This is a genomic window from Moorena sp. SIO3B2 (assembly GCF_010692525.1).
GTDB classification, from domain to species: domain Bacteria; phylum Cyanobacteriota; class Cyanobacteriia; order Cyanobacteriales; family Coleofasciculaceae; genus Moorena; species Moorena producens.
Map to the genome: position 1 here is coordinate 1 of NZ_JAAHHE010000004.1, position 22,331 is coordinate 22,331.

The 22,331-nt window shown below is 44.2% G+C and carries 23 protein-coding genes, 1 tRNA gene and 1 pseudogene; 18 read left to right on the top strand and 7 right to left on the bottom strand.

Annotation, left to right across the window (positions count from 1 at the left end; translation table 11 throughout):
- Positions 1–103: 103 nt before the first annotated feature.
- The 9 genes from rpmH (at position 104) to F6K38_RS01765 (ending at position 7,211) form a co-directional block, all read left to right on the top strand.
- Positions 104–241, top strand: a complete 138-nt coding sequence (rpmH, locus tag F6K38_RS01725) for a 50S ribosomal protein L34 (protein ID WP_044494288.1) — start codon at positions 104–106, stop codon at positions 239–241.
- 127 nt (positions 242–368) lie between these two features.
- Positions 369–776 carry a ribonuclease P protein component gene (gene rnpA / locus F6K38_RS01730; protein WP_009148776.1) on the top strand — a complete coding sequence of 136 codons (408 nt, stop codon included), beginning with the start codon at positions 369–371 and terminating at the stop codon, positions 774–776.
- Complete coding sequence (locus F6K38_RS01735; protein ID WP_009148774.1) at positions 766–1,161, top strand: PH domain-containing protein; 396 nt, start codon at positions 766–768, stop codon at positions 1,159–1,161. Before rnpA ends, F6K38_RS01735 begins: the two co-directional genes overlap by 11 nt.
- Positions 1,162–1,369: 208 nt before the next feature.
- A complete protein-coding gene (yidC, locus tag F6K38_RS01740; RefSeq protein WP_009148772.1) occupies positions 1,370–2,539 on the top strand; it encodes a membrane protein insertase YidC in 1,170 nt (389 codons plus the stop codon).
- Between the two features lie 12 nt (positions 2,540–2,551).
- The gene (locus F6K38_RS01745) at positions 2,552–3,046 is read left to right on the top strand and encodes a Jag family protein (protein WP_009148770.1); all 495 of its coding nucleotides are present in this window, start codon (positions 2,552–2,554) and stop codon (positions 3,044–3,046) included.
- A gap of 316 nt (positions 3,047–3,362) precedes the next feature.
- Positions 3,363–3,878, top strand: a complete 516-nt coding sequence (locus F6K38_RS01750; RefSeq protein ID WP_009148766.1) for a YceD family protein — start codon at positions 3,363–3,365, stop codon at positions 3,876–3,878.
- A 447-nt stretch (positions 3,879–4,325) separates the two neighbouring features.
- Positions 4,326–5,840: a Ycf46 family AAA ATPase gene (locus F6K38_RS01755; protein ID WP_009148765.1), complete on the top strand. Its 1,515-nt coding sequence runs from the start codon at positions 4,326–4,328 to the stop codon at positions 5,838–5,840.
- A gap of 526 nt (positions 5,841–6,366) precedes the next feature.
- On the top strand, positions 6,367–6,834 hold the full coding sequence (locus F6K38_RS01760) for an SH3 domain-containing protein (protein ID WP_009148763.1): 468 nt from the start codon (positions 6,367–6,369) through the stop codon (positions 6,832–6,834).
- Positions 6,835–7,034: 200 nt separating this feature from the next.
- A complete protein-coding gene (locus F6K38_RS01765) occupies positions 7,035–7,211 on the top strand; it encodes a hypothetical protein (RefSeq protein WP_009148761.1) in 177 nt (58 codons plus the stop codon).
- 56 nt (positions 7,212–7,267) lie between these two features.
- Here F6K38_RS01765 and F6K38_RS01770 read toward each other — a convergent pair whose 3' ends face one another.
- Positions 7,268–8,149: an SH3 domain-containing protein gene (locus F6K38_RS01770; RefSeq protein WP_009148759.1), complete on the bottom strand. Its 882-nt coding sequence runs from the start codon at positions 8,147–8,149 to the stop codon at positions 7,268–7,270.
- Positions 8,150–8,332: 183 nt separating this feature from the next.
- Here F6K38_RS01770 and F6K38_RS01775 point away from each other — a divergent pair, with 183 nt between their 5' ends.
- Complete coding sequence (locus tag F6K38_RS01775; protein WP_009148757.1) at positions 8,333–9,514, top strand: peptidoglycan-binding domain-containing protein; 1,182 nt, start codon at positions 8,333–8,335, stop codon at positions 9,512–9,514.
- Positions 9,515–9,727: 213 nt separating this feature from the next.
- On the opposite strand, the gene sigC is transcribed toward F6K38_RS01775, so the two are convergent.
- Entirely contained in the window at positions 9,728–10,981 is a 1,254-nt protein-coding gene (gene sigC / locus F6K38_RS01780) for an RNA polymerase sigma factor SigC (RefSeq protein ID WP_009148755.1), read from the bottom strand.
- 717 nt (positions 10,982–11,698) lie between these two features.
- On the opposite strand from sigC, the gene F6K38_RS01785 reads away from it, so the two are divergent.
- Positions 11,699–11,914 carry a hypothetical protein gene (locus F6K38_RS01785; protein ID WP_044494286.1) on the top strand — a complete coding sequence of 72 codons (216 nt, stop codon included), beginning with the start codon at positions 11,699–11,701 and terminating at the stop codon, positions 11,912–11,914.
- Here F6K38_RS01785 and F6K38_RS01790 read toward each other — a convergent pair.
- Together F6K38_RS01790 and lipA are read right to left on the bottom strand one after the other, a co-directional pair.
- Entirely contained in the window at positions 11,891–12,802 is a 912-nt protein-coding gene (locus F6K38_RS01790; RefSeq protein WP_009148753.1) for an NAD(P)H-dependent glycerol-3-phosphate dehydrogenase, read from the bottom strand. The two genes, F6K38_RS01785 and F6K38_RS01790, sit on opposite strands and share 24 nt — an antisense overlap.
- Positions 12,803–12,850: 48 nt before the next feature.
- On the bottom strand, positions 12,851–13,720 hold the full coding sequence (gene lipA / locus F6K38_RS01795; protein ID WP_287249877.1) for a lipoyl synthase: 870 nt from the start codon (positions 13,718–13,720) through the stop codon (positions 12,851–12,853).
- A gap of 131 nt (positions 13,721–13,851) precedes the next feature.
- On the opposite strand from lipA, the gene F6K38_RS01800 reads away from it, so the two are divergent.
- Positions 13,852–13,925: transfer RNA gene (locus tag F6K38_RS01800), tRNA-Pro, on the top strand.
- A 182-nt stretch (positions 13,926–14,107) separates the two neighbouring features.
- Here the strand turns inward: F6K38_RS01800 and tsaD are convergent.
- Positions 14,108–15,169 carry a tRNA (adenosine(37)-N6)-threonylcarbamoyltransferase complex transferase subunit TsaD gene (gene tsaD / locus F6K38_RS01805; protein ID WP_009148750.1) on the bottom strand — a complete coding sequence of 354 codons (1,062 nt, stop codon included), beginning with the start codon at positions 15,167–15,169 and terminating at the stop codon, positions 14,108–14,110.
- 151 nt (positions 15,170–15,320) lie between these two features.
- Between tsaD and F6K38_RS01810 the strand changes: the two genes are divergently transcribed.
- From F6K38_RS01810 to F6K38_RS01825, 4 genes are all read left to right on the top strand, one after another.
- Positions 15,321–15,815, top strand: a complete 495-nt coding sequence (locus tag F6K38_RS01810; RefSeq protein WP_009148748.1) for a photosystem I reaction centre subunit III — start codon at positions 15,321–15,323, stop codon at positions 15,813–15,815.
- A gap of 162 nt (positions 15,816–15,977) precedes the next feature.
- Positions 15,978–16,103: a photosystem I reaction center subunit IX gene (gene psaJ, locus F6K38_RS01815; protein WP_009148746.1), complete on the top strand. Its 126-nt coding sequence runs from the start codon at positions 15,978–15,980 to the stop codon at positions 16,101–16,103.
- Positions 16,104–17,287: 1,184 nt separating this feature from the next.
- Positions 17,288–18,829 (top strand): bifunctional phosphoribosylaminoimidazolecarboxamide formyltransferase/IMP cyclohydrolase, encoded by a 1,542-nt coding sequence (gene purH, locus F6K38_RS01820; protein ID WP_287249894.1) that lies wholly within the window; start codon positions 17,288–17,290, stop codon positions 18,827–18,829.
- 207 nt (positions 18,830–19,036) lie between these two features.
- Positions 19,037–19,855 carry a squalene/phytoene synthase family protein gene (locus F6K38_RS01825; protein WP_009148740.1) on the top strand — a complete coding sequence of 273 codons (819 nt, stop codon included), beginning with the start codon at positions 19,037–19,039 and terminating at the stop codon, positions 19,853–19,855.
- Between the two features lie 243 nt (positions 19,856–20,098).
- Here the strand turns inward: F6K38_RS01825 and F6K38_RS01830 are convergent, their stop codons facing one another.
- The gene (locus F6K38_RS01830) at positions 20,099–20,245 is read right to left on the bottom strand and encodes a CAB/ELIP/HLIP family chlorophyll-binding protein (protein ID WP_287249872.1); all 147 of its coding nucleotides are present in this window, start codon (positions 20,243–20,245) and stop codon (positions 20,099–20,101) included.
- Between the two features lie 72 nt (positions 20,246–20,317).
- Complete coding sequence (locus tag F6K38_RS01835; RefSeq protein WP_287249870.1) at positions 20,318–20,632, bottom strand: hypothetical protein; 315 nt, start codon at positions 20,630–20,632, stop codon at positions 20,318–20,320.
- 121 nt (positions 20,633–20,753) lie between these two features.
- Here F6K38_RS01835 and F6K38_RS43980 point away from each other — a divergent pair.
- Both F6K38_RS43980 and F6K38_RS01845 read left to right on the top strand, forming a co-directional pair.
- Positions 20,754–20,933: pseudogene (locus F6K38_RS43980) on the top strand (PQQ-dependent sugar dehydrogenase); the annotation flags it as partial.
- A gap of 371 nt (positions 20,934–21,304) precedes the next feature.
- Positions 21,305–22,318, top strand: a complete 1,014-nt coding sequence (locus F6K38_RS01845; protein WP_287355963.1) for an IS701 family transposase — start codon at positions 21,305–21,307, stop codon at positions 22,316–22,318.
- Positions 22,319–22,331 lie beyond the last annotated feature (13 nt).

Consider the following 22,331-nt stretch of genomic DNA (forward strand, 5'->3'; position numbering starts at 1 on the left):
TTGCCTTGATAGATCACCCCTTGACATGGTATGATCAACAATCAGCTATAGTTGGCAATCAATCCTTTATAGTATTCGTACATAGTATTCCTCCAGCAAACCCATGACTCAACGCACTCTAGGCGGGACCAACCGTAAGCAAAAAAGAAAATCCGGTTTTCGTGCCCGGATGCGCACCAAAGATGGTCGCAATGTGATTAGAGCTCGCAGAAGCAAGGGACGGCGTCGTCTCTCGGTCTAGTCATCTAAGCATTGATGCCGACCTGCTGCAAGTGAAAGGTAAAAGGTTAAGAAACAGCCATTTCCCGTGGCTCTTCTGCCTTTATCCTGCTCAAGGAATTGACAAAATCAAGGATTAAAGTTAAGTATTGGGATTGCCTCAAGCCAATCGACTTAAGCACTGGCGAGATTTTAAGACAGTTTATCGCTGGGGTATTCGTCGTTCAGGGCGTTACCTAACATTACGGGGTTTACAACAGAGTACTATTGCCCCGATTGCCAAAGAAACCATTGCGCCAGAAAAATCCCTACCAGACAATCCCCCTCCCTCTCGTCTTGGCATCTCCATCAGCCAAAAAGTCAGTAAGAAAGCAGTTGTTAGAAATCGGATTAAGCGGCAAATTCGATCCGCCCTCAGGCAATTATTACCACGCCTATCCCCCGGTTGGAAACTAGTATTTATAGTAAAACCAGAAGCCAGAGAGTGCGAATATGCACAACTTTTGAGAGAATTAGAAAAGTTGTTGGTAAAAGCAGAGGTGTTGGATGGGCATTAGAGAAGATGTATTTTATGAGGGTGGTCCTCACCGGGGAGATCTGATCATTAGCATATTGTTGGCATTTACGATTATATTCATACCTCTAACCGTAGCTGCTATTGTCCGGGCTCTATGGCTACGGTATCGGATTACCAGCCGCCGGATATCAATAACTGGGGGTTGGCGGGGACGCGATCGCTCAGATGTGATCTATTCTGAAGTTTCAAAGATTGCCACAGTTCCCCGTGGTATAGGAACTTGGGGAGATATTGTCGTTACCCTAAAAGATGGTAGCCGTTTGGAAATGCGGGCAATACCCCGCTTTAGAGAAATTTACGACTACATTGCCGAACGAGCAGCAGACAAAACAGGCAAAGCGGTTAGTGCCATCAAAATGATGTAGACAGAACATTGAAAAGAAAACCTTGACATCGGTCACTTGCCCTGATCTAGTCTTCCCTTTCCTACATCTGGCCACCTAAATCGGCTAAACTGCTTGATGTAATTAGATCTACCTGATAAATGTCGGAAACCCGAACCGCATAGGGACGGAGATTAGTTACATTAGACACAGAAAACTTTACAATAGCGCCTAGGTTAACGTCAAACGAATGGACTTTGGTATCGGATTTATCTCCAACAACATCATGCTGCCAATCCTGGATTTCTTTTACGGGATTGTGCCTAGCTATGGTTTAGCCATAATAGCCTTGACCCTGGTAATTCGCTTTGCCCTCTTCCCTCTTAATGCTGGCTCCATTCGCAACATGAGGCGCATGAAAGTCACCCAACCCCTGATGAAGAAGGAGCAAGAAGCAATAAAAGAGCGCTACAAGGATGACCCGGCTAAACAGCAGGAAGAAATGAGTAAGCTGTTCCAAAAGTTTGGCAACCCCCTAGCCGGTTGTTTGCCACTGTTGGTACAAATGCCGGTTCTGTTTGCCCTATTTGCGACCTTGCGGGGATCACCTTTTGCAAACATTAACTACGACGTCAACTTACAAATTTTTCCCCAAGAACAGCTGGAATATATCCAGCCTAAAGTCTTTACCACCAAACCCCAAAATATTTACATTACCGATGGCTTACATGAACCAGTCATCGCCCTACTTCCGGCAGGAAATAAGCTGGTAGTTGGGGAAAAAACCAGAGTAGAGTTTCAAACTGTTGAAGGTCAACCCTTAAACCAACTAATTGCTCAGCATCCAGAAACCGATATCAGTCCCACTTGGCAAATAGTCAACGGAGAGGACCGCTTACGTATTCTTGAGGACGGTACACTAGAAGCCCTGATGCCTGGAGAGGTAAAGCTTCAGGGAACCTTACCGGGAATAGCTGCAAACAAAGGCTTTCTATTTATTGATGCTTTAGGAAGAGTGGGTGCTTTTGATGACGATGGCACTATCCACTGGGATATCGTAGGGATGATTCTCTTCTTTGGGATCAGTTTGTACGTCAACCAGCTGTTGTCTGGTTCAGGTGCAGGTTCCGGGCAAGCCGGTGACCAGCAAAAGGCAGTGAATCAGATTACTCCAGTATTGTTTTCTGGCATGTTCTTATTCTTTCCCCTGCCAGCTGGGGTATTGATGTATATTGTTGTAGCTAATATATTTCAAACTATCCAGACTTTCATTCTATCGAGAGAACCTCTGCCAGAGAATTTGCAAGAAATAGTTGAGCAGCAGGAAAAAGAGGCAAAAAGACAAGCAGCTAAGTCTGGAGAGGGTCGAGAGGCATTACCTTTTGAGCCCAAGCGTTCAAAGAAAAAGGCATCAAGTTAGCATCAAGTTAGTATGATAAATCAACATCAGGAGCGTGGTAAAGAGTGGTTAGAAGAACTCCTGCGATTATCTCGATTGCCCGCCAGTATAGAGGTAGCTGATGGTGAAGCTCCTCTAGGAGAGCGACCCAGCTACTGGTTGACAATCGATAATAGTCAACTGACCTCGAAAGACACTCAAACTTTAATTGGTCGGGAAGGGGAAGTTATCGATTCTATCCAGTACTTAGCAAATTCCCTCCTTAACTTGGGTCATGATGAGCAGGAACAAGCCGTTTACGTCATCGATATAGATAGCTATCGAGCCAGACGGCAAGTGGAACTTCAAGCGATCGCTGAACACGCTGCGATGAAAGTCCGTCAGACCGGGAAAGAATTTGAATTGAAATCCCTATCGGCAGCAGAGCGGCGTCAAGTCCATACCCTATTCAAGGCTTTTGAGGATCTAGAAACTCTGAGTCGAGGGCAAGAGCCAGACCGACGACTGGTGGTGCGTCGCAGGTATTGACAGATTCAGGATTTTCACCCTCTCACGGCTGATTGTACTTGGGATTATTCCCACCACCTGGCTAACATAATGCATTAACTCTATATAACAATTTAAGTCTATAAATGGTCGCTTTTTGCTGAGTCAGGACTTACGCGCTTAAGTGGATTTAGCCCCCCTAGCCCCCCAATATTGGGGGGTAATGATGTCAAAGTCCCCCGAGCGAGGGATTGCTCGCTCGGGGGATTTAGGGGGCAAATGGGTAAGTCCTATGAGTGTTTGAGAAGCTCAAGGTTAACCATCAACGCTTAACAGTCAACTGCAAAGGATAAGCATTATGGAGGCTATATATATTCCTGAGTTGCTCAAATTACCAGAGCAAAGAGAAGTAACTCCGGTCAATCAATTCTTGGTGGATTTACCGACACTGACCCCAGTTCGAGGTCAAGTGCAAGTGGCTCATCAAGGCAATTACCTGGAGGTCTGTGCTCAAGCAGAAACGATCATTACCTTGACTTGTCACCGCTGCTTAAAACAGTACAACCACCGCCTAAGCATCGATACATCCGAATTAGTTTGGTTAGCTTCCTCAGCTGACCAACTCTCGGATGAATCCCTAGAGCAGGAGATAACGTGGGATGATTTACAAGAAACCCTTCCAGCTCAGGGGTATTTTTATCCAGACACTTGGTTATACGAACAACTATGTCTGGCAATTCCGCCACGGCAGCTGTGTGACCAAGAATGTATAGGTATCCAGATTAACGATAACAGTGAAGCACAGTTACGGGATCAACTACGGGATCAACGTTGGGGCGCTCTAGAATCCCTGAAGAGAAAACTTCCTGGATAGTGAGTTGCCTGGTAGTATAATGCTGAAGGGGAAATCGGTCAGAGAGTTACTAGCAGCAGAGCCGTTATCCAAGTTTCTTGGAAATAAAAATGCTATGTTCAAAGTTTAATTATTTTTTTATAGTATTTATTGTTTGAGTAATTGGCTCTTATATAAAAATCCGTGTAGGAATTGTCATAATTTTTGACGCTATATTCCCGTCTTGATGCAGTCGCTCATGGGGGGAACCACGGCAGTCGCTCATGGTTTGAAGTTACCGTAAGACAGTTGAGCCTTAATCAATAAGTTTTAACCCTTTTTTGCATAACCTACCAACCATAAAGGCTCAACTGTCTAAGGTTTCGTCTCCGGGGGACCCCCAAGACCGCGCTGCCTCCCCAAGACCGCGCTGCATCGCTACTCCCTGCTCCCTGTTCCCTATTCCCTGTTCCCTGTTCCCTTTGCTATATGAATTTCAATGACGAGTTTGAGCTTCTGCTACGTGCTCGCTATCCTTTGTTATATATTCCCACTCTAGAAGAAGAGCGAGTAGAAACAGCGATCAAGCAATCAGCTAAACGTTTGGGTAATCGTGGTGTCTATATCTGGGATTTTGTAGATGGTTACCAGGGAAACCCTAATGATATCGGCTTTGGACGCCGCAACCCCTTACAAGCCTTAGAATTTGTAGATAGAATTGGCGAAAGTGCTGCTGCCATCTTTGTATTAAGAGATTTTCACCGATTCTTAGAAGATGTATCAGTTGCTCGTAAACTCAGAAATCTGGCACGTACCCTCAAATCCCAGCCTAAGAATATAGTTATCGTTACCCCCCAAGTGTCGGTTCCCTCGGATTTAACCGAAGTCCTGACAGTGCTCGAATTCCCCTTACCAACCGCATCGGAAATTAAAGCTGAGGTGAAACGTTTGTTGGGGGCAACCGGACAAACCCTAACTGAAAAAATCATTGATGAGCTGGTGCGGTCGGCTCTTGGTCTTTCCTTAGAAAGGATTCGTCGGGTCCTAGCTCGTGGGATTGCCTCTAATAATGCCATCCAACCTTCAGATGTGGAACTAATTTTAGAAGAAAAGCGTCAATCCATTAGGCAAACCCAGATCCTAGAGTTCTACCCAACCCAAGAAAAAATTTCCGACATCGGTGGCTTAGACAACCTTAAAGACTGGCTACTGCGACGGGGTGGAGCATTTACAGAACAGGCGCGACAATACGGGTTACCTCATCCTCGAGGATTACTATTAGCGGGGATTCAAGGAACTGGGAAATCCTTAACTGCAAAAGCGATCGCAAACCACTGGCACCTACCCCTGCTACGTTTAGATGTCGGTCGTCTATTTGGTGGCTTAGTAGGGGAATCAGAATCCCGTACTAGGCAGATGATTCAGCTAGCCGAAGCTCTCGCGCCCTGCATCCTCTGGATTGATGAAATTGACAAAGCCTTCTCTGGTTTATCCTCTAAAGGGGATGCTGGCACAACCAGTCGTGTCTTTGGTACCTTTATTAGCTGGTTAGCTGAGAAAAAATCCCCAGTGTTTGTGGTCGCTACTGCCAACAATATCCAAGCCTTACCCCCAGAAATGCTTCGTAAGGGTCGATTTGACGAAATCTTTTTTGTTGGTTTGCCCAACCAGGAAGAACGTCGTGCTATTTTTGACCTACACCTATCCCGGCTGCGACCTCATAATCTTAATAGTTACGCTTTAGACCGATTAGCCTACGAAACCCCTGATTTTTCTGGGGCAGAAATTGAGCAGACCCTGATCGAAGCCATGCACATCGGCTTTAGCCAAAACCGAGACTTCACCACAGATGATATTCTCGAAGCCGCTAGCCAAATTATCCCCTTAGCACGCACAGCCCAAGAGCAAATCCAATTCTTACAGGATTGGGCAGCTGCCGGAAAAGCTCGCATGGCTTCTCGCAATAGCCCCTTAAATGATCGCATTCAGCGCCAACTCCAGTAAGTAATCATATATAGTAGTAGTTCTCAATTGGGTGAGCTACTTCATCCTGGGTTAATGGGAGTAGGGAGTAGGGAGTAGGGAGTAGGGAGTAGGGAGTAGGGAGTAGGGAGTAGGGAGTAGCGCTAATAAAATTGACTTGACCTAATAAGTATCAGAAACCCTATAGATTATTTAGATTAATTGAAACTAGATTAATTGTAAATTATATCATGAACTTTTGCTAGAACACCCTAACAACCTGTTAACCTTGGCCAATAGGCACGCGCGTCGCGTTCAACCTTTAACCTGTTAACCTTGACCTTTCGGTCACGCGATCGCGTTCAACCTGTTAACCTTGGCCAATAGGCACGCGCGTCGCGTTCAACCTTGGCCAATAGGCACGCGCGTCGCGTTCAACCTGTTAACCTTCAACCTTTCAACCTAACAACCTCCAACCTTCAGCGTTCAACCTGTTAACCTTCAACCTTTCAACCTTGACCTTTCGGTCACGCGATCGCGTTCAACCTTTATCTTTGAATACTTTCCCATGAATCTTTCCAAGATAGCTCAGTTTATCATTGGTTTTATTCTCGGCATTGGCATCTTAGCAGGTGCTGCTGTTGGTACAGTTTATTACTTCTTTACTAAACTAGCAGTTGAGCCTGAAAAACCAGTTTTTGCTGAGGAGCGACCCAAGAAGTCACCATCACCAAAAGCTCAACCGACCAGTTCATCTGGGCAGTCTAAACCAGCAACTACTCCCAAACCCATTCCTAGTCCTAGTCCTTTACCAAAACTGGAACCGGGTGCTTATCGAGCCAGTGTTACCTGGCCACAGGGGTTGATTCTTCGGGACTCCCCTAGCCTGAACGCTCAACGCATAGGTGGTATTGGCTACAATCAGACCCTGATCATCCTCGGATACAGTGATGATAAGCGATGGCAGAGAGTACGCTTGCCTGGTAGTGACCAAAAAGGTTGGGTTAAAGCAGGTAATGTCAAAAAAATAAACTAATAGTTTCGAGCAACACTCAACACTCAATACTTAACAAGTATTGTTTTTGTTAAGAAAAATAGCTAAATATTAATCTTGATTGCAATATTGCCGATCTAGCTTTAATGCCAGAATCCAGAATGATAGGGTGATGAAACTAACTTTTAACACCATCAAAAAAGTTAAATTTCTGGTTAACTTAATTTCTGGCTAACACGTTTATGTACAACAAAAATACCAATAAAGATCTTTTGGGTGCTGCTGTGACTGCTGCTTTGGGTGCCGGGATTGTCACCTCTTTTGCTGTCAGCCAAGGTCAACACCCAATGATTGCTATAGGAATTACTGCTATGGCTGGCTTAGTTGGTGCCTTGTTACATCAGGCTGACTTAGTATAAATAAAAGTCCTATGATAAGTAATTAACAACTTGCTAGTTATGTGTTTTCTGGTGGGCTAATTGGAACAAACCACAAGATTCTGATCACCCGTAGCAGGAAACCCGTTAGACATCCATCCATTAACAGGATAAGTTATTCTTGCCCACTCGCGCCCTTGGGAGTCCTTGCGAAATTGGTCTTGACGGGAACCGTTGATCAGTTGTACTTCCACTCCATAGGAGACAAGACCTAGTCGAGAAGAGTTAATATTCGGTCCTCTACGGACAGCTATACCATCATTACCTTTATATATAACTTCGCGACAGAGAGATGGTGTTGGATTAGAGCGTACTATTACTCTGTCCTGACAGAACTTTAGATCTTTGGCTCGGACAAATCCAGGAACGGGGGAGTTGATCGCGATCCAACCATTTTTCCTAACCTTGTTTTCGGCCAGAATAACTTCTTCATTAGGCTCTAAGGTTCTGATTGGTTCGATTGATGGCTGTTTGTAGATAAACATTGACTTAGCAGCTTGGCGGCAGAGAGATAGTGTTTGAGTAGGGGTTACTCCTCCTATCCCCGGCGGACAGAACTTGAGATTTTGGGCTTGGACAAATCCACTAATGGGGAAGTTGATCGCAATCCAACCATCTTGGCTAACCTTGTTTTCGGCCAGAATAACTTGTTCATCAGCCTCTAAGGCTCTCATTAGGTTAGAGGTTGATCGCTGTTTGTAGATAAACGTTGACTCAGCAGCGGCGCGACATTTACCCATCAATCCCTGAGCCAGTTGAAATTTCCCTTGAGTCTGAGCTTGGGTTGGTTTGGCCGAGGGGATGCTGTTGGCGGAATTGGTGCTCGGAATTACGGTAGCCCTAGCCCCTACTCCCCCTAAATTGCTCAAGACTAAAGCTAGGAGGGGGACAAATGTACTCCAGTGACGAATAGTGCTCATGATTTAAAACTATTGCGTTATGGTTAGAGAGGAGAATTGCTCTGTTTTGATAAGAGTCTTGCTCTATAACTACATGCTTTAATATCCGATTACGTAAAATTTCTGAGATTATGTTGTCCGAAACATTACCAATGCTCTACTGTCATTTGTTAAACTAACGGTAACAGTTTCCTTGGAAAAATCATGGAGACCCTTGCCTATCTTCATCTTGCCTTAAGCGAAGAAGAACTAGCAGATACTCCTGCAGTTTTGAAGGAGTCAATTCAAAAATTGTTTCAGTGGCTCAAGGAGTATAAGCTAGTTGCTTACCATCGGATTTATTTACTGTTGCTAATTGCCATACTTAGCATTGTGGGGATGGCAGAAGAAGCCCTAGCCCAAAGGGTGCTGCGGGAAGGTCGTAGGGGAGCTGATGTAACAGAGGTTCAGCGTCGTTTGCGAGAACTCGGGTATTTCAATCGGCAACCAACTGGCTATTTTGGTTCAATTACTAAAAATGCTGTGATTCGGTTCCAACGAAAAAAGGGGCTTCCTGCTGATGGGGAAGTCGGACCACGAACCAGAGCAAAACTCTTTCCATCACAAACCAGAGCAGCACCATCCCGTAGGAATGTTACTCAATCTGGACTCAGACGAGGGTCTCGTGGATCAGCGGTTACGGAAGTGCAGCGACAGTTGAGACAACTGGGGTATTTCAATGCCGACCCAACCGGTTACTTTGGTCCAGTTACAGAACAAGCAGTGATTGAATTCCAAACAGACTATGGTCTCAGGGCGGATGGGATTGTGGGATCACAAACTAGAGCAGAACTATCTAATGCTTTAGTTACTCAATCACAACCGTTTGGATTACCGCCTGATCAGATCCCTCTTCCTCCTGCTGACTTTAACAGTCAACAACCCATAGCATTTGGTACTCCTATTCGTCGCAGTGAACTACGACCAGGCGATCGCGGCCCAGAGGTTAGACGGCTTCAGGAAGAGTTGAGATCTCGAGGGTTTAATCCTGGTGCTATTGATGGGAGATATGGCGAAGAAACTGAGGATGCAGTGTTTAAATTTCAGATACGTAATAATAATCTACTTCCAACCGGGATAGCTGATTTACAAACCCTGCAAGCATTGGGACTTATTAATATAAATCCTGAAGCTGAGAAGAATCGCTATGTGGTGGTGATCCCCATTCCTAATGATAATGTGCTAAGTGAAGTGCGAAATCAGATGAAGCTGACTGGTGGTATTATATCTGACGATGATCGAGGCCGTTATTTTAATGCTGGAGCTTTTTCTAGCCGTAGTGAAGCGGAAAGTCGTTCCCATGAATTGCGATCGCAAGGATTTGATGCCCGGGTAGCCTATTTTTAAGTAAGCTCAAGTCTACTAACAAATAAAAAGTCTACTAACAAATAAATAAATCGGGGTGCTCCCTCAGGTATTGATAAATTCAATAAATTTTGAACAACTAGAACCCTAGGACAAGGGATAGCTAGGGTGATAGCTAGGATAGGATTGGCAAGAAGCCCACACTTCCCTAATCGGTAAGTTAATCGGAAAGTGTGGGAATATGTCACCAAGGGATTAGCTCAAAGCTTCCAGGTAATCCCGAACTCGGTTACGGCGCTTGGGTTGCCGCAACTTTTGTAAAGCTTTAGCTTCGATTTGGCGTACCCGCTCGCGAGATAAATCCAAAGCGCGACCAATCTCAGCTAGAGAGTAAGGCTGGTTATCTCCCAAGCCAAACCGCATCCGAATCACATCCCGTTCACGGTTGGTTAGATCGGCTAGGAGTTGCTGTAAATCCCGTTGTAAGGCTTCTCGCATCAACACTTCTTCTGGAGAAGTTTCCTCAGTTTCGAGTAAATCTCCTAGTTCGGTGTCTCGTTCCTTACCAACTTTAATTTCCAAAGAAACAGAGCGGGGTACTCGTAGTAATACTTCTCGTACCTGAGCCGCAGTCATTTCTAATTCCACAGCAATATCGTCAATGGTTGCTGTGCGCCCACGTTCTTGGGAAATCTTCCGTTGGGCTTTTTTGATTTTATTGAGCTTCTCAGTAATGTGAACTGGCAGGCGAATGGTACGGCTTTGGGTAGCGATCGCCCGGGTGATTCCTTGACGGATCCACCAGTAAGCATAGGTGCTAAATCGGTAGCCTTTGGTCGGGTCAAATTTCTCAACCGCTCGCTCTAATCCCAGAGTTCCTTCCTGGATTAAGTCTAGGAGTTCCAAGCCACGGTTTTGATACTTCTTCGCTACTGACACTACCAGACGTAGGTTAGCTTTGATCATGTGTTCCTTAGCTTGGAGCCCTTCAGCTTGTACCTGCTCTAGCTCTTTGGATGTTAGTTCGGCTAACTCTGCCCAACGCAGTTTTCCAGCTGACATACTCGGCTTCAGTTGAGAAACGTCAATTCCTGCAGCCGTTGCCCACCGTTCCAAGGAAGGACGGTGACCTAACTGGGACGCTAGACGATCATGGATTTCAATCAGGTGGACAAAGCGCTCCATGACTTTATCCTCAGATATAGCCGACTTATTATTGCGCAGCCGTAGTAGTTTCATGTAGCGCTGAACTTTTTGAGCTTCCGAGACTTCCTCATCTCGCCTCAGTAGACGAACCCGACCAATTTCCTGGAGATATAACCGAACTAGGTCGGTGGTGCGACGGGTGCTATTTTTAGTTAAGCTAGCCGCGTCTGCACCCTCAATCTCCACATCAACTAAGTCATCCACTGATCCTTCCCCATCGTCCCTTGGGCCATTAAGCTCAAAGCTATAGGCAGAAGTCTCGTGATCTAATTCTGTGTCGGCATAGAAAGGAGTGGCTGGCATAATGATCTCTCGATTACAACCAGTGACAACACGGAATTGTGTTTGTCACACTTAGTACTAGAATTCCCACCCATGATGATCGGAGAAACAGCTACTTAATTTTTTCTCCCGGCAAGACTTACCGGTTATCCCTGGTAGCCTTTATTAATATTGGTAGCTAACGGTTCACCCGATCTATCCACCCTACCTTGCCGCATTCAGCTAAAGGTCTATAGATGGCAAAAGGAACAGGATCTCCTGATTTCAGCTATTGTATAAGTAACTCTATAGTCAAATAGAGACCTTGGTCAAAAGCTGTATTAATCTACAGTGCGCATCATGGGGATTCCAGAAAGATTCTCGCTAATTCAAGAAAAAATTTTATTTATGGGTATCAGGGACTAATATCAAGGACTAAGCAGTAGGGAAGCTACTTGCGGATATCCTGTGCTCGAATGGGTTTGAAGAAACAACGAACTTATGAATAAGTGCATACACATAGTTTAAAATTGCCAAATTATTGCCGAATTACCAGAGTAATCAAATATCAGTGCCACCTAGCTATGTTGCTAGATTGGCACTGATATTACGAAACTTGATAAAACATTACCAAAGTTTGCAATGTCTTGATGTAGTCGCTTTATCTCAAGCAGTGGCATGTCCCTAAAGATTTTATATTTTCAGGATGCCTGATAGACAACAGCAAAATGTCTCAGTTTTTTGTCTCAGTTTTTTTGTATGAGTTTGAAAGCAGGGGAGCTTCCGGAGCAGGAGAGCTTTCGCAGTCAGGCAGCAAGGGATACTAGCTGGTTTGGTAAATTTTTCATGATCATTGCGATACTCTTAAGGCCAAAGGCCACCCTACGCGAACAGAGCCGCTACGCGATTGACCGTAGGTCACGCTACGCGAACGCACTCGAGATCAGACCATCATTCTGGCTTAGTATCTCGTAGCATTAGAGCTTCAACAGCCGCTTGGGGGGTTATCTCCCCTTGGAGCAATCGATGGACTTGATAAGTAATGGGTACTGAAATTCTTTTGAGCTTAGCTCGTTCCATCACAACCTTTGTAGTGTTGACCCCTTCTGCTGTTCCCTCCAAGTTGGCCAGAATATCTGCAAGTTTCTGACCAACAGCCAGCTGATAACCAACTTGATAATTGCGACTGAGGCGACTACTACAGGTTGCGAGTAAATCTCCTAGTCCCGACAAACCGTAAAATGTTTCTACCTTAGCACCCCAATCTTTACCAATACGGATCATTTCTGTAAGCCCACGGGTTAGCAAAGCTGCTTTGGCATTTGTTCCTAGTTGTAAACCATCACAGGTTCCAGATGCGATCGCCATCACATTTTTCAGGGTACCCCCTAGTTCTACACCGAGGGGGTCTCGATTGGTGTAAACCCGGAAATTTGGCGAAGAAAACACCTGTTGTAGTATCTCAGTTGCTTTTACATCTGTGCTAGCTACTACTGTAGCGGCTGGGAGTTCTTGTTTAATTTCTTTGGAAAGATTGGGACCCGATAGCACCACTACAGGATTGTTGGGAAATTCAGCTTGCCAGATTTGAGAGGGAGTACGGGTGGTTTGCAAATCTAACCCCTTAGTCGCTGTGACCAAGATCACGTCAGAAGATACTGATAAACACTTTAGCTGTTGCGCTACAGCATTTACCCCCGACATGGAAACAGCAGACAAGATAATACTGCTAGATTTTATAGCATCTGCTAATTTTGTCTGACTCCGACGGGACCACAAACAAACCTGATCACCGTTTTTAGAGGCTAGGCTATTGAGGGCTGTACCCCAAACACCTGCTCCGATTATAGTGATGTTGGTCATTATGATTGTTAGTTGTTACTTTCCATTTTCTTGCAACCATGCAACCGTTCATCGGGGATAGCGCTGCATTAATTCTCGAACTTGCTCGGCATGATAGGAACTGCGGGTAAGGGGAGATGAAACAACTTGTAGGAAACCGAGGGATTCACCATACTCTTTCCAGCTATCAAATTGTTTAGGGGTTATGAATTCAGAAATTTTTAGGTGTTTTTGAGTGGGTTGAAGATACTGACCAATAGTTAAGATGTCGCAGTCTACTTGCCTTAAATCCGTCATGACTTGCCGGACTTCTGCATCAGTTTCTCCTAAACCTACCATTATACCAGATTTGCTGTAAACCGATGGAGCCAAGTTTCGCGTCCGCATCAGTAATTCGAGGGAGCGCTGATAATCCCCTTGAGGCCGTACTTTCCGATAGATTCGGGGTACTGTTTCTGTATTGTGATTGAGGACTTCGGATTTAGCTTGAAGAATCGTTTCGAGGGCATCCCAGTTCCCGCACAAGTCTGGGATTAAAACCTCAATAGTGGTATCAGGTGAGACCAGGCGAATGGCTTCAATGCACTGTACAAACTGGGAAGCTCCACCATCGGGTAAATCATCCCGGTTGACAGAGGTAATAACCACATGATTTAGACCCATGCGCTGCACGGCTTCCGCTAGCCGTGTGGGTTCAGTGGAGTCAAGAGCTTTGGGTTTTTTCTCAAAGTCAATATCGCAGTAGGGACAAGCACGGGTGCAGGCTGGTCCCATAATTAAAAAGGTGGCAGTACCAGCATTGAAGCACTCTCCGATATTGGGACAAGAGGCTTCTTCACAGACAGTATTGAGTGCTAAATCTCTTAAGGTTTCTTTAATATTGCCGACACGCTGCCATTGGGGCGCTTTGACTCGCAACCATTCTGGTTTAACTACCACTCTTGGTTATACTCCAACTATATATATATATAAATTTAAGTTACGTAACTTTAATCTTGATCCTAGCAAGCTAGGGGCCGATTGCCCCTAAGGCATGATAAAATAGATGAAATCTTAAATTATGGCTTTATCGGGATGTAGCGCAGTTTGGTAGCGCACTTCGTTCGGGACGAAGGGGTCGCAGGTTCAAATCCTGTCATCCCGATTGTACTTTTGGACTAACTTGAAAAGTTAGCAGGTTACAGGTTAGCAGGTTACAGGTTAGCAGGTTAGCAGGTTACAGGTTAGCAGGTTACAGGTTAGCAGGTTACAGGTTAGAGGTTCTTAAACCTTCAACCTCTGAAACTTTCAACCTTCAACCTCTGAAACCTTCAACCTCTGAAACCTTCAACCTCTGAAACCTTCAACCTCTGAGTAAAGTTCCATCACCTTAGTGATAGGCATTCGCGATCGCACTCCCAAAGTCAAAGGGGAAGTATGTCCTTGATTTAAATGGTCAGTTGCGGCACAGCCAATCATTGCGGCATTATCGGTACAAAACTTCAGGGGAGGGAAAATAACTCGCAAATTATGCTCAGTTGCTGCAGCTTGTAACTGTTGTCTCAAGCCACTATTGGCAGCCACCCCACCCCCAACCACAATCGTGTCCAGACCATAGTCGAGAGCACAAGCAATGGTACGCTTGGTAAGCGATCGCACTACAGTTTCCTGAAAGCTGGCAGCAATGTCGGTCACTGGAATTTCTGAGTGTTCCTGTTCCAGTTTTTGCACCAGCCTTAGCACCGCTGTCTTCAAGCCACTAAAACTGGAGTCATAGGGATGATAACCGCCACTAGCAAGGGAAATCTTACCTTCTGGCAATGGAAAGGCTTTGGGGTTACCCTCTCGTGCTAACTTATCTATAACTGGTCCTCCGGGATAGCCTAACTTTAATAATCGTGCTACCTTATCAAAGGCTTCACCAGCAGCATCGTCACGGGTTGCGCCCAGTATCTCATAGCTACCACAGGTTTTGACATAAATTAAGCTAGTGTGACCGCCAGACACCAACAGACTCAAAAATGGTGGTTCTAGTTCTGGCTCACTGAGATAGGTGGCGTAAATATGACCTTCTAGATGATGGACACCTACAAAGGGCTTGTTGTGGACAATGGCCAGGGTTTTGGCAGCTGTGACCCCCACTAGTAGAGAGCCCACTAAGCCGGGAGCGCAGGTAGCAGCAATGCCGTCAATTGCTCCCCAGTCCAGTTGAGCTGCTTCTAGGGCTTGCGCGATCGCATTATTGATGGTTTCCAGATGGCTACGGGATGCTACCTCTGGCACCACACCCCCATACTGCCGATGCATAGGAATTTGGGAGGCAACAATATTGCTACAACATTTACGATTGTTAACAATCGCCACAGCTGTTTCATCACAACTGGTTTCTATTGCTAAAACACAAGCCATTCACCAATGACCTTTATTGAAACACTACTTTTAGTTAATTAAACTTTACTAGATACACGCCTCAGAGTAAGATTGCCTGAGTGTACAAATAATTTGATCTCTTGGTTTGTACAAAAAACTTTTTGTTTCTTAACAAAAGGAGACACTTTCTATGCGACGATTGTTAGCTTTAATTTTTGCCGTCTCTGTGTGGCTTTGCGCCATCAGCCCAGCCTCTGCTTCTTTGGATCATCTCACCCCTTGTAGTGAGTCTGCTGCATTTCAAGCCCGGAAGGCTCAGTTCCTAAATACTACAGGTGACCCCAATTCCGGTGCGAACCGATTTGAGCGGTATTCTCAAGCACTTTGTGGTGATGAGGGATATCCTCACTTGATTGTGGATGGTCGTTTCTCCCATATGGGTGACTTCCTCATTCCTAGCTTACTCTTCCTCTATATCACTGGCTGGATTGGCTGGGCAGGTCGCAGCTATCTACAAGCGATTCAAAAGGGTAAGAACCCAGAAGAAAAAGAAGTCATCATTGATGTCCCCGTGGCATTTAGTAAGATGCTAATGGCTGCCTCATGGCCTTTGTTAGCATTCAAAGAAATCACTACTGGTGAAATGTTTGCTAAAGATGATGAGATTCCTGTCTCACCACGCTAGCAATCATACTTAGACTCGCTGGCGGGAACGCTTTTAGCACTGAAAAGTTAGCTAAAAACTAGTGCCGTTCTCGCTAATCAAGTTTTCACGCTTTATAGACAGGGCATGATATTGATGTGCCAAGATGTCTTGAAATAGTTATCGATTTTAGGAGAATGTTCCATGCAGGATTTACTCAAGTATTTGTCCCTAGCACCAGTGTTGTTGGCTGTTTGGATGACCATTACGGCTGGAATTTTGATTGAATTTAACCGCTTTTTCCCTGATCTACTTTTCCATCCGTTGTAATTAGGAAAAATGGGGAAAAGATTTAAATAATTCATTCCGGATTGGTAGGTAAGCTAATTAATATACAGCTCCTACCTTAGTTCGCTGAATTATTTAAATTTACCCTAAAAAACCTATTCACAATTTAAAAAAATAATTCAGAGTGCAGAATCCATAATCCAGAAGTAAAGTTGAATATTTCTGAATTAATTATTTCTGAATTATTAAGTTGCTGAATCCTGAATTTAGCAACTAATAATTCTGCATTCTGAATTGATAATTGTAAGCATTCAGCTATCAGCTATCAGCTATTAGCCTATGGGCTACAGATGGTGCTACTTGAGGTGCTATCAGCGATCAGCTTTGGGCTTGTGGGCACGCTACTGTTCGCGCAGCGTGCGTGTAGCGCAATCGGTGCTTATGGGGAAACTCACAGGGTCGAAGCCTGTGCGACGCTACTGTTCGCGCAGCACCTCAAGTAGCGCAATCGGTGCTTTTGAATAAAATAAGCTGACGGCTGACGGCTGACGGCACCTCAAGTAGCACCATCTGTAGCGCATATGCTTACGATAATTCAGAATTCGGTTGACCAAAAGTCTGGGTTTCAAGCCTGGCCAAAGGCCACGCTACTTGAGTTTCCCTTCTAGGGCGACTTTTTCCGAAATAAGGTATATTATATTTAAATGTGTAGCCTAGCACAGGCAGGATTCGTCGGTACTGCCCTATTTAACAACGAGCGTTTTGCGATGCTAGTACACGAGGCGCGAAAAACCTCACGGTGTGCTTACAGTCGTCGAATTAAATTCGCCACGGGTCGCACCGCTAAAACGCATGGGTCTTAACAGATACCGAAAACCAGTAAAATAACAACTTCAAAATATATAACGTACCGTGGGGTTAGAAGTTACCGTAAGAAGAGTGGAGCCTTAATCAACAAGTTTTAACCCTTTTACGCATAGCCGACTAACCATAAAGGCGACCCTCTGATAAGGTTTCGTCTCCGGCACACGGGAACAAGGAAATTCCCAACGCTTAGGAAGACAAGCCCACTGGGGTTAGTTAAATTAGGCTCGATATTTGGTTTTTAAACGGGTATTTGGCTTAAGTATTGCCTTTCAGGATAGCTAATTTTAAGGCATGTCCTAGAACTAAGAATCCCCGCTCTTTTAGGGCGGGGAGTGTCAACTTTTGTAAAATTGTTTGAAATGGCAAATCTGGCACTGCTGAGTGTATCTGACAAAACTGGGCTAATCGACTTTGCCCGTCAGCTAGTAGAAGAATTTGAATTTGATTTAATCAGCAGTGGTGGAACGGCTAAAGCCTTGCAATCAGAGGGTTTGCCGGTAACGAAAGTGTCTGATTACACTGGCTTTCCAGAAATTTTAGGTGGCAGGGTGAAAACCCTACATCCACGAATTCATGGTGGAATTTTGGGAAGGCGAGATTTCCCCGAAGATGTGGCAGAAATGGAGACAAACCAGATTCGTCCCATTGATTTGGTGGTGGTGAATCTCTATCCATTTGAACAGACTGTTGCTAAACCGGACGTGAGTTTAGCAGAAGCAATTGAAACTATCGATATCGGTGGTCCAACACTGCTGAGGGCAGCTGCGAAAAACTATGCTCATCTGACAGTGCTGTGTAATCCTAGTCAGTATCAGGATTATTTAGAGGAGTTGCGCCAGAATGGAAATCAACCATCAACTGAATTCCGTCAGGCTTGCGCTATAGAGGTTTTTGGTCATACCGCTGCCTATGACCATGCGATCGCATCCTACCTGATCGGGTACAAAGATCCAGTTTCCCTACCAAAACGATTTACCTTGTCTGGACAACAGCGCCAATCTCTACGCTATGGCGAGAATCCCCATCAACCGGCATCGTGGTATCAATCCGGAACGGTTCCCACAGGTTGGGCTGCAGCCACTAAACTTCAGGGTAAGGAACTCAGTTACAACAACCTGGTGGATTTAGAAGCTGCACGGCGGATCATTAATGAATTTACTGACACTCCAGCCGCAGCAATTCTCAAGCACACCAATCCTTGTGGGGTAGCCTTGGCAGAAACCCTCTCGCAAGCCTATCAGAAGGCATTCAATGCTGACTCTATTTCTGCCTTCGGTGGAATTGTGGCATTAAATCAACCCATTGATGCTGCTACAGCTGTTGCGTTAAAGAAAACTTTCTTAGAATGTGTAGTCGCACCAGGATGTGAACCAGAAGCTCAAGAAATTCTCAGTGCTAAGTCGAAGCTAAGGGTGTTGCTATTACCAGACTTACAGACCGGAGCAAAGCAAACTGTGAAAGCTATTGCAGGGGGGTTTCTGGTACAAGCTGCGGATGATGCCATGGATAATCCTGAGAATTGGCAAGTGGTAAGCCAAAAGCAACCTACTCCTGACCAAATGGCAGAATTATTATTTGCTTGGAAGGTGTGTAAGCATGTAAAGTCTAATGCCATCGTCGTGACGCGCGATCGCACAACCTTAGGTGTGGGTGCGGGTCAAATGAATCGGGTAGGTGCAGTCAATATAGCATTAGAACAGGCTGGGGAAAATAGCAAAAACGCTATCCTTGCTAGTGATGGATTCTTCCCGTTCGATGACTCAGTGCGGACAGCTGCTAAAGCAGGGATTGAGGCAATTGTGCAACCGGGTGGGAGTTTACGAGATCAAGACTCGATTCAGGCAGCAGATGAACTGGGATTAGTAATGGTGCTCACCGGTATGCGCCACTTTTTACATTAGTTATTTAAATTATCCAGAAGAAAATGAAAGTAAGTACTTGCCCCTATGTTTAAAAAACTACCCTTGTTAGAGGGGGTTAGGGGAGCCAAACCAACTAAACTTTGTAAGTCCTCTTGACAAAAAATACATATAAATTCAATATTTATGAGTATTTATCGTTTAAAATTTATTAATATCATATAAAGCGACGATGAGAATGGTAAAGTCATGCAACTGTGTAAAGATGCCTTAGGAATTCTCAAAGAAACTAGTCGAACTTTCTATATTCCAATTAGTTGTTTACCAGGAGGGTTACAAGAATCTGTTGCTTCTGCATACTTATGTATGCGTGCAATTGACGAAATTGAAGATGATTTTGAGCTTGATAACCCTACCAAGGCTTCACTGTTGCGAAAAATTAGTTTCGGTCTACAAGGTATAGGTAATGGATTCAGTGCCTCGGAATTATCTTTAGCCTTGAGTAAGCACGAACAGCCACTTCCAGAAGTAACCATTCGGATTGGTGAATGGGCAATGCTAGCACCGGAAACCATTGCACCTCGCATTTGGGAAGCTAGCGCAGCTATGGCAGATAGAATGGCAGCTTGGGCTGAATGCGGTTGGGAAATTAATACAGAAATGGATTTGGATGCTTATACTTATAGCGTTGCCGGCTCTGTAGGATTGTTACTTTCTGATTTATGGGCTTGGTATGATGGTACCCAAACTAACCGTAGTTATGCAGTTGGTTTTGGTCGGGGTTTACAAGCAGTCAACATTCTACGTAACCGGTCTGAAGATTTGACAAGGCAAGTGGATTTTTTTCCCAACGGCTGGGGCGAAGAAGAGCTACATAAATATGCTCGGAGAAATCTCTCTTTAGCTGATGCTTACACCAATGCTCTACTGAAGAATAGTCCAGCCAGAAATTTTTGCCAAATTCCCCTGGCTTTAGCTCATGCAACCCTTGATGTTTTAGCTCTCGGACAATCTAAACTAACCCGCAGTGCAGTGATGGGTATTGTTGAGGAATTAACAACTAAGTAGATCGGTATAAAAGTGTTCTATTTTATTAGGAATAGTTAAGCGATCGCTTAAGAACAACACACTGTCGTTTTTTTGCTGAGCTTCAATCGGGGTCAACCCTAGATTGCGTAAGGCTTTCAGCGACTGCGATCGCCATCTCTGTCAGAAATGCAGGTATAGCAATTCCAATATTGCTTCCAATATTGAGTAGAACACAAATCAACTGTAGGGGCGCACACCGTGCGCCCAATTGCTTATGGTAGATTAAATCAGACCTAGTTGTTCCAGAATTCCGTTACCAGTAAGCAACTCGGTAGCCAAGCCAATGGCGAAACCAAGCATTGCCAAACGGCCATTCCAGGTTTCAGCAAAGTTGGTGAAACCGAACTTAGATTCTTGCTCTTGAGTCATTGTTATAGATCTCCTAGGGTTTTGTTAGCTTCTGTAATATAAGTTAACCTATTTTGGGGATATTTGCAACATTTATTTATATTTTTCTAACCAAAATATGGTATATGCGGATACGCTTTGCCTGAAGTAGGGATAACTGGAGGCTATAGGGAGATAGGGTTGAACGCGCAGCGTGGCCTTTTGGCCAAGGTTAACAGGTTGATGGTTAACTGGTTGATGGTTAACTGGTTGGAGGTTAACCGGTTGAAGGTTAACTGGTTGAAGGTTAACTGGTTGAAGGTTAACTGGTTGAAGGTTAACTGGTTGAAGGTTAACTGGTTGAAGGTTGTTCGCGTAGCGTGGCCTTTTGGCCAAGGTTGTTGAAGGTTGTTCGCGTAGGGTGGCCAATAGGCCAAGGTACTAACCTTCAACCGACAACACCTACTAACCTTCAACCGACAACACCTACTAACCAGCAACACCTACTAACCAGCAACACCTACTAAGGGGCAACCTACTAACCTTCAACTCTATGGGTTCACAGTCTAATGTCGATCGGGAACCCTTACCCCCAGCATCGGTACAGGTGATGAACCTGGACGGCTCAAACCAACAGACCTTTGCCTATGGCTGAGGTAATCTTGTCGGTCTCGACTGTCATCCAATTACTGGTGAACTTTACACTACTGTCAATAGACCTGATGACTTGTTTAACCTTAAATAAAGTAGCTGCTAGCTTTCCCGAGCCAAGGCAGAAGCTTAGTGATAATAAGCTGAACTGTTTCCCATAAGTTTTTTCCTGCTTCAACCGTTTCACCAGCTTCTTTTAAACCTTTGAGAGCTGTACAAGCCTTTTGCAAATTCTTAGCAGCAAAATCCTTATCCGGCTCTTCTCCTTGTGCTTCTTCAGGACTTACGCAACTGGCACAGTGGGGAGCTTGACTATAGTACTAAAGTACTATAGTCAAGCTCCGTCTGTGATCAGCCCTTTTTCAGATTAGTAATAGTAATTAATGGTCGTTCGTTTTTTAAATTTTCTGATCAAATCAGAGGAGGGTGCTTTAAAAAATTCAGTTAGTGATGAAATTTACTAAACTTAACTATTGTCAATACTTATTAAGTAGCCACCTCAATTATACTCTCACCAATTTAGCCGAACATTTAGAGCAGATTAGCCATGATCAAATCAACCGTTATCTAAAAAATGATAAATTGACCCCACGCTTACTGTGGGATAATGTCAAAGACTTAATTGAAATAAATGAGCAAGCTTATCTAGTTTTTGATGACACAGTAATTGATAAACGATACTCTAGAAAAATAGAGATAAGCCAACGACAATATAGTGGTAATTCCCATGGTATAATTCAAGTAATTGGATTCATAAATTGCATATATGTCAATCACGAAACCAAAAAGTTTTGGGTAGTAGACTATCGTATTTATGACCCAGAACGGGATGGTAAGACAAAAATAGAACATGTTTTGGAGCATATCCAAAACCTTGTGTATTCTAAGGAGTTGCCATTTAGAACTGTATTGATGGACAGTTGGTATGCCACAAATAAATTAATGTTATATATCGAGGATTTGGGAAAATATTATTATTGTCCTCTCAAACGTAATCGACTTGTAGATGATACTGGCAATCAAAAAGATTATCAAAGAATTGAATCATTAGTTTGGGATGAAAAAGAGTTAAAATCCGGTAAATTAGTAAAAATAAAAAAATTTACCGCCTCCAAAAAAGTGAAACTTTTCCGGGTAAGTGTCTCCACCGACAAAACGGATTTTATCGCTACAAACGATTTATCTCAAAATTCTACGGACGTTGTACAAAAAGAGTGTAAGGTTCGATGGAAGGTTGAGGAGTTTCATCGAGAATTAAAACAATTGACTGGTATTGAATCATGTCAATGTCGCAAGGGTCGTATTCAAAGAAACCATATTGCTTGTGCTATTTTAGTTTGGCTCAGACTCAAAAATTTGGCTTATAAAAGTAGTCAAACAATTTATCAAATTAAGCATGGGCTCTTTTCCAATTACTTAATTAACCAACTAAAACGTCCTGACATTACTATGTCTATAGTTTAGTTATTAGACTCTC

Bases quoted from the DNA above. Each gene is read 5' to 3' on its own strand.
- rpmH (WP_044494288.1), top strand. From the start codon at position 104: ATGACTCAACGCACTCTAGGCGGGACCAACCGTAAGCAAAAAAGAAAA.
- F6K38_RS01735 (WP_009148774.1), top strand. From the start codon at position 766: ATGGGCATTAGAGAAGATGTATTTTATGAGGGTGGTCCTCACCGGGGA.
- yidC (WP_009148772.1), top strand. From the start codon at position 1,370: ATGGACTTTGGTATCGGATTTATCTCCAACAACATCATGCTGCCAATC.
- F6K38_RS01745 (WP_009148770.1), top strand. From the start codon at position 2,552: ATGATAAATCAACATCAGGAGCGTGGTAAAGAGTGGTTAGAAGAACTC.
- F6K38_RS01750 (WP_009148766.1), top strand. From the start codon at position 3,363: ATGGAGGCTATATATATTCCTGAGTTGCTCAAATTACCAGAGCAAAGA.
- F6K38_RS01755 (WP_009148765.1), top strand. From the start codon at position 4,326: ATGAATTTCAATGACGAGTTTGAGCTTCTGCTACGTGCTCGCTATCCT.
- F6K38_RS01760 (WP_009148763.1), top strand. From the start codon at position 6,367: ATGAATCTTTCCAAGATAGCTCAGTTTATCATTGGTTTTATTCTCGGC.
- F6K38_RS01765 (WP_009148761.1), top strand. From the start codon at position 7,035: ATGTACAACAAAAATACCAATAAAGATCTTTTGGGTGCTGCTGTGACT.
- F6K38_RS01770 (WP_009148759.1), bottom strand. From the start codon at position 8,149: ATGAGCACTATTCGTCACTGGAGTACATTTGTCCCCCTCCTAGCTTTA.
- F6K38_RS01775 (WP_009148757.1), top strand. From the start codon at position 8,333: ATGGAGACCCTTGCCTATCTTCATCTTGCCTTAAGCGAAGAAGAACTA.
- sigC (WP_009148755.1), bottom strand. From the start codon at position 10,981: ATGCCAGCCACTCCTTTCTATGCCGACACAGAATTAGATCACGAGACT.
- F6K38_RS01785 (WP_044494286.1), top strand. From the start codon at position 11,699: ATGAGTTTGAAAGCAGGGGAGCTTCCGGAGCAGGAGAGCTTTCGCAGT.
- F6K38_RS01790 (WP_009148753.1), bottom strand. From the start codon at position 12,802: ATGACCAACATCACTATAATCGGAGCAGGTGTTTGGGGTACAGCCCTC.
- tsaD (WP_009148750.1), bottom strand. From the start codon at position 15,169: ATGGCTTGTGTTTTAGCAATAGAAACCAGTTGTGATGAAACAGCTGTG.
- F6K38_RS01810 (WP_009148748.1), top strand. From the start codon at position 15,321: ATGCGACGATTGTTAGCTTTAATTTTTGCCGTCTCTGTGTGGCTTTGC.
- psaJ (WP_009148746.1), top strand. From the start codon at position 15,978: ATGCAGGATTTACTCAAGTATTTGTCCCTAGCACCAGTGTTGTTGGCT.
- purH (WP_287249894.1), top strand. From the start codon at position 17,288: ATGGCAAATCTGGCACTGCTGAGTGTATCTGACAAAACTGGGCTAATC.
- F6K38_RS01825 (WP_009148740.1), top strand. From the start codon at position 19,037: ATGCAACTGTGTAAAGATGCCTTAGGAATTCTCAAAGAAACTAGTCGA.
- F6K38_RS01830 (WP_287249872.1), bottom strand. From the start codon at position 20,245: ATGACTCAAGAGCAAGAATCTAAGTTCGGTTTCACCAACTTTGCTGAA.
- F6K38_RS01845 (WP_287355963.1), top strand. From the start codon at position 21,305: ATGAAATTTACTAAACTTAACTATTGTCAATACTTATTAAGTAGCCAC.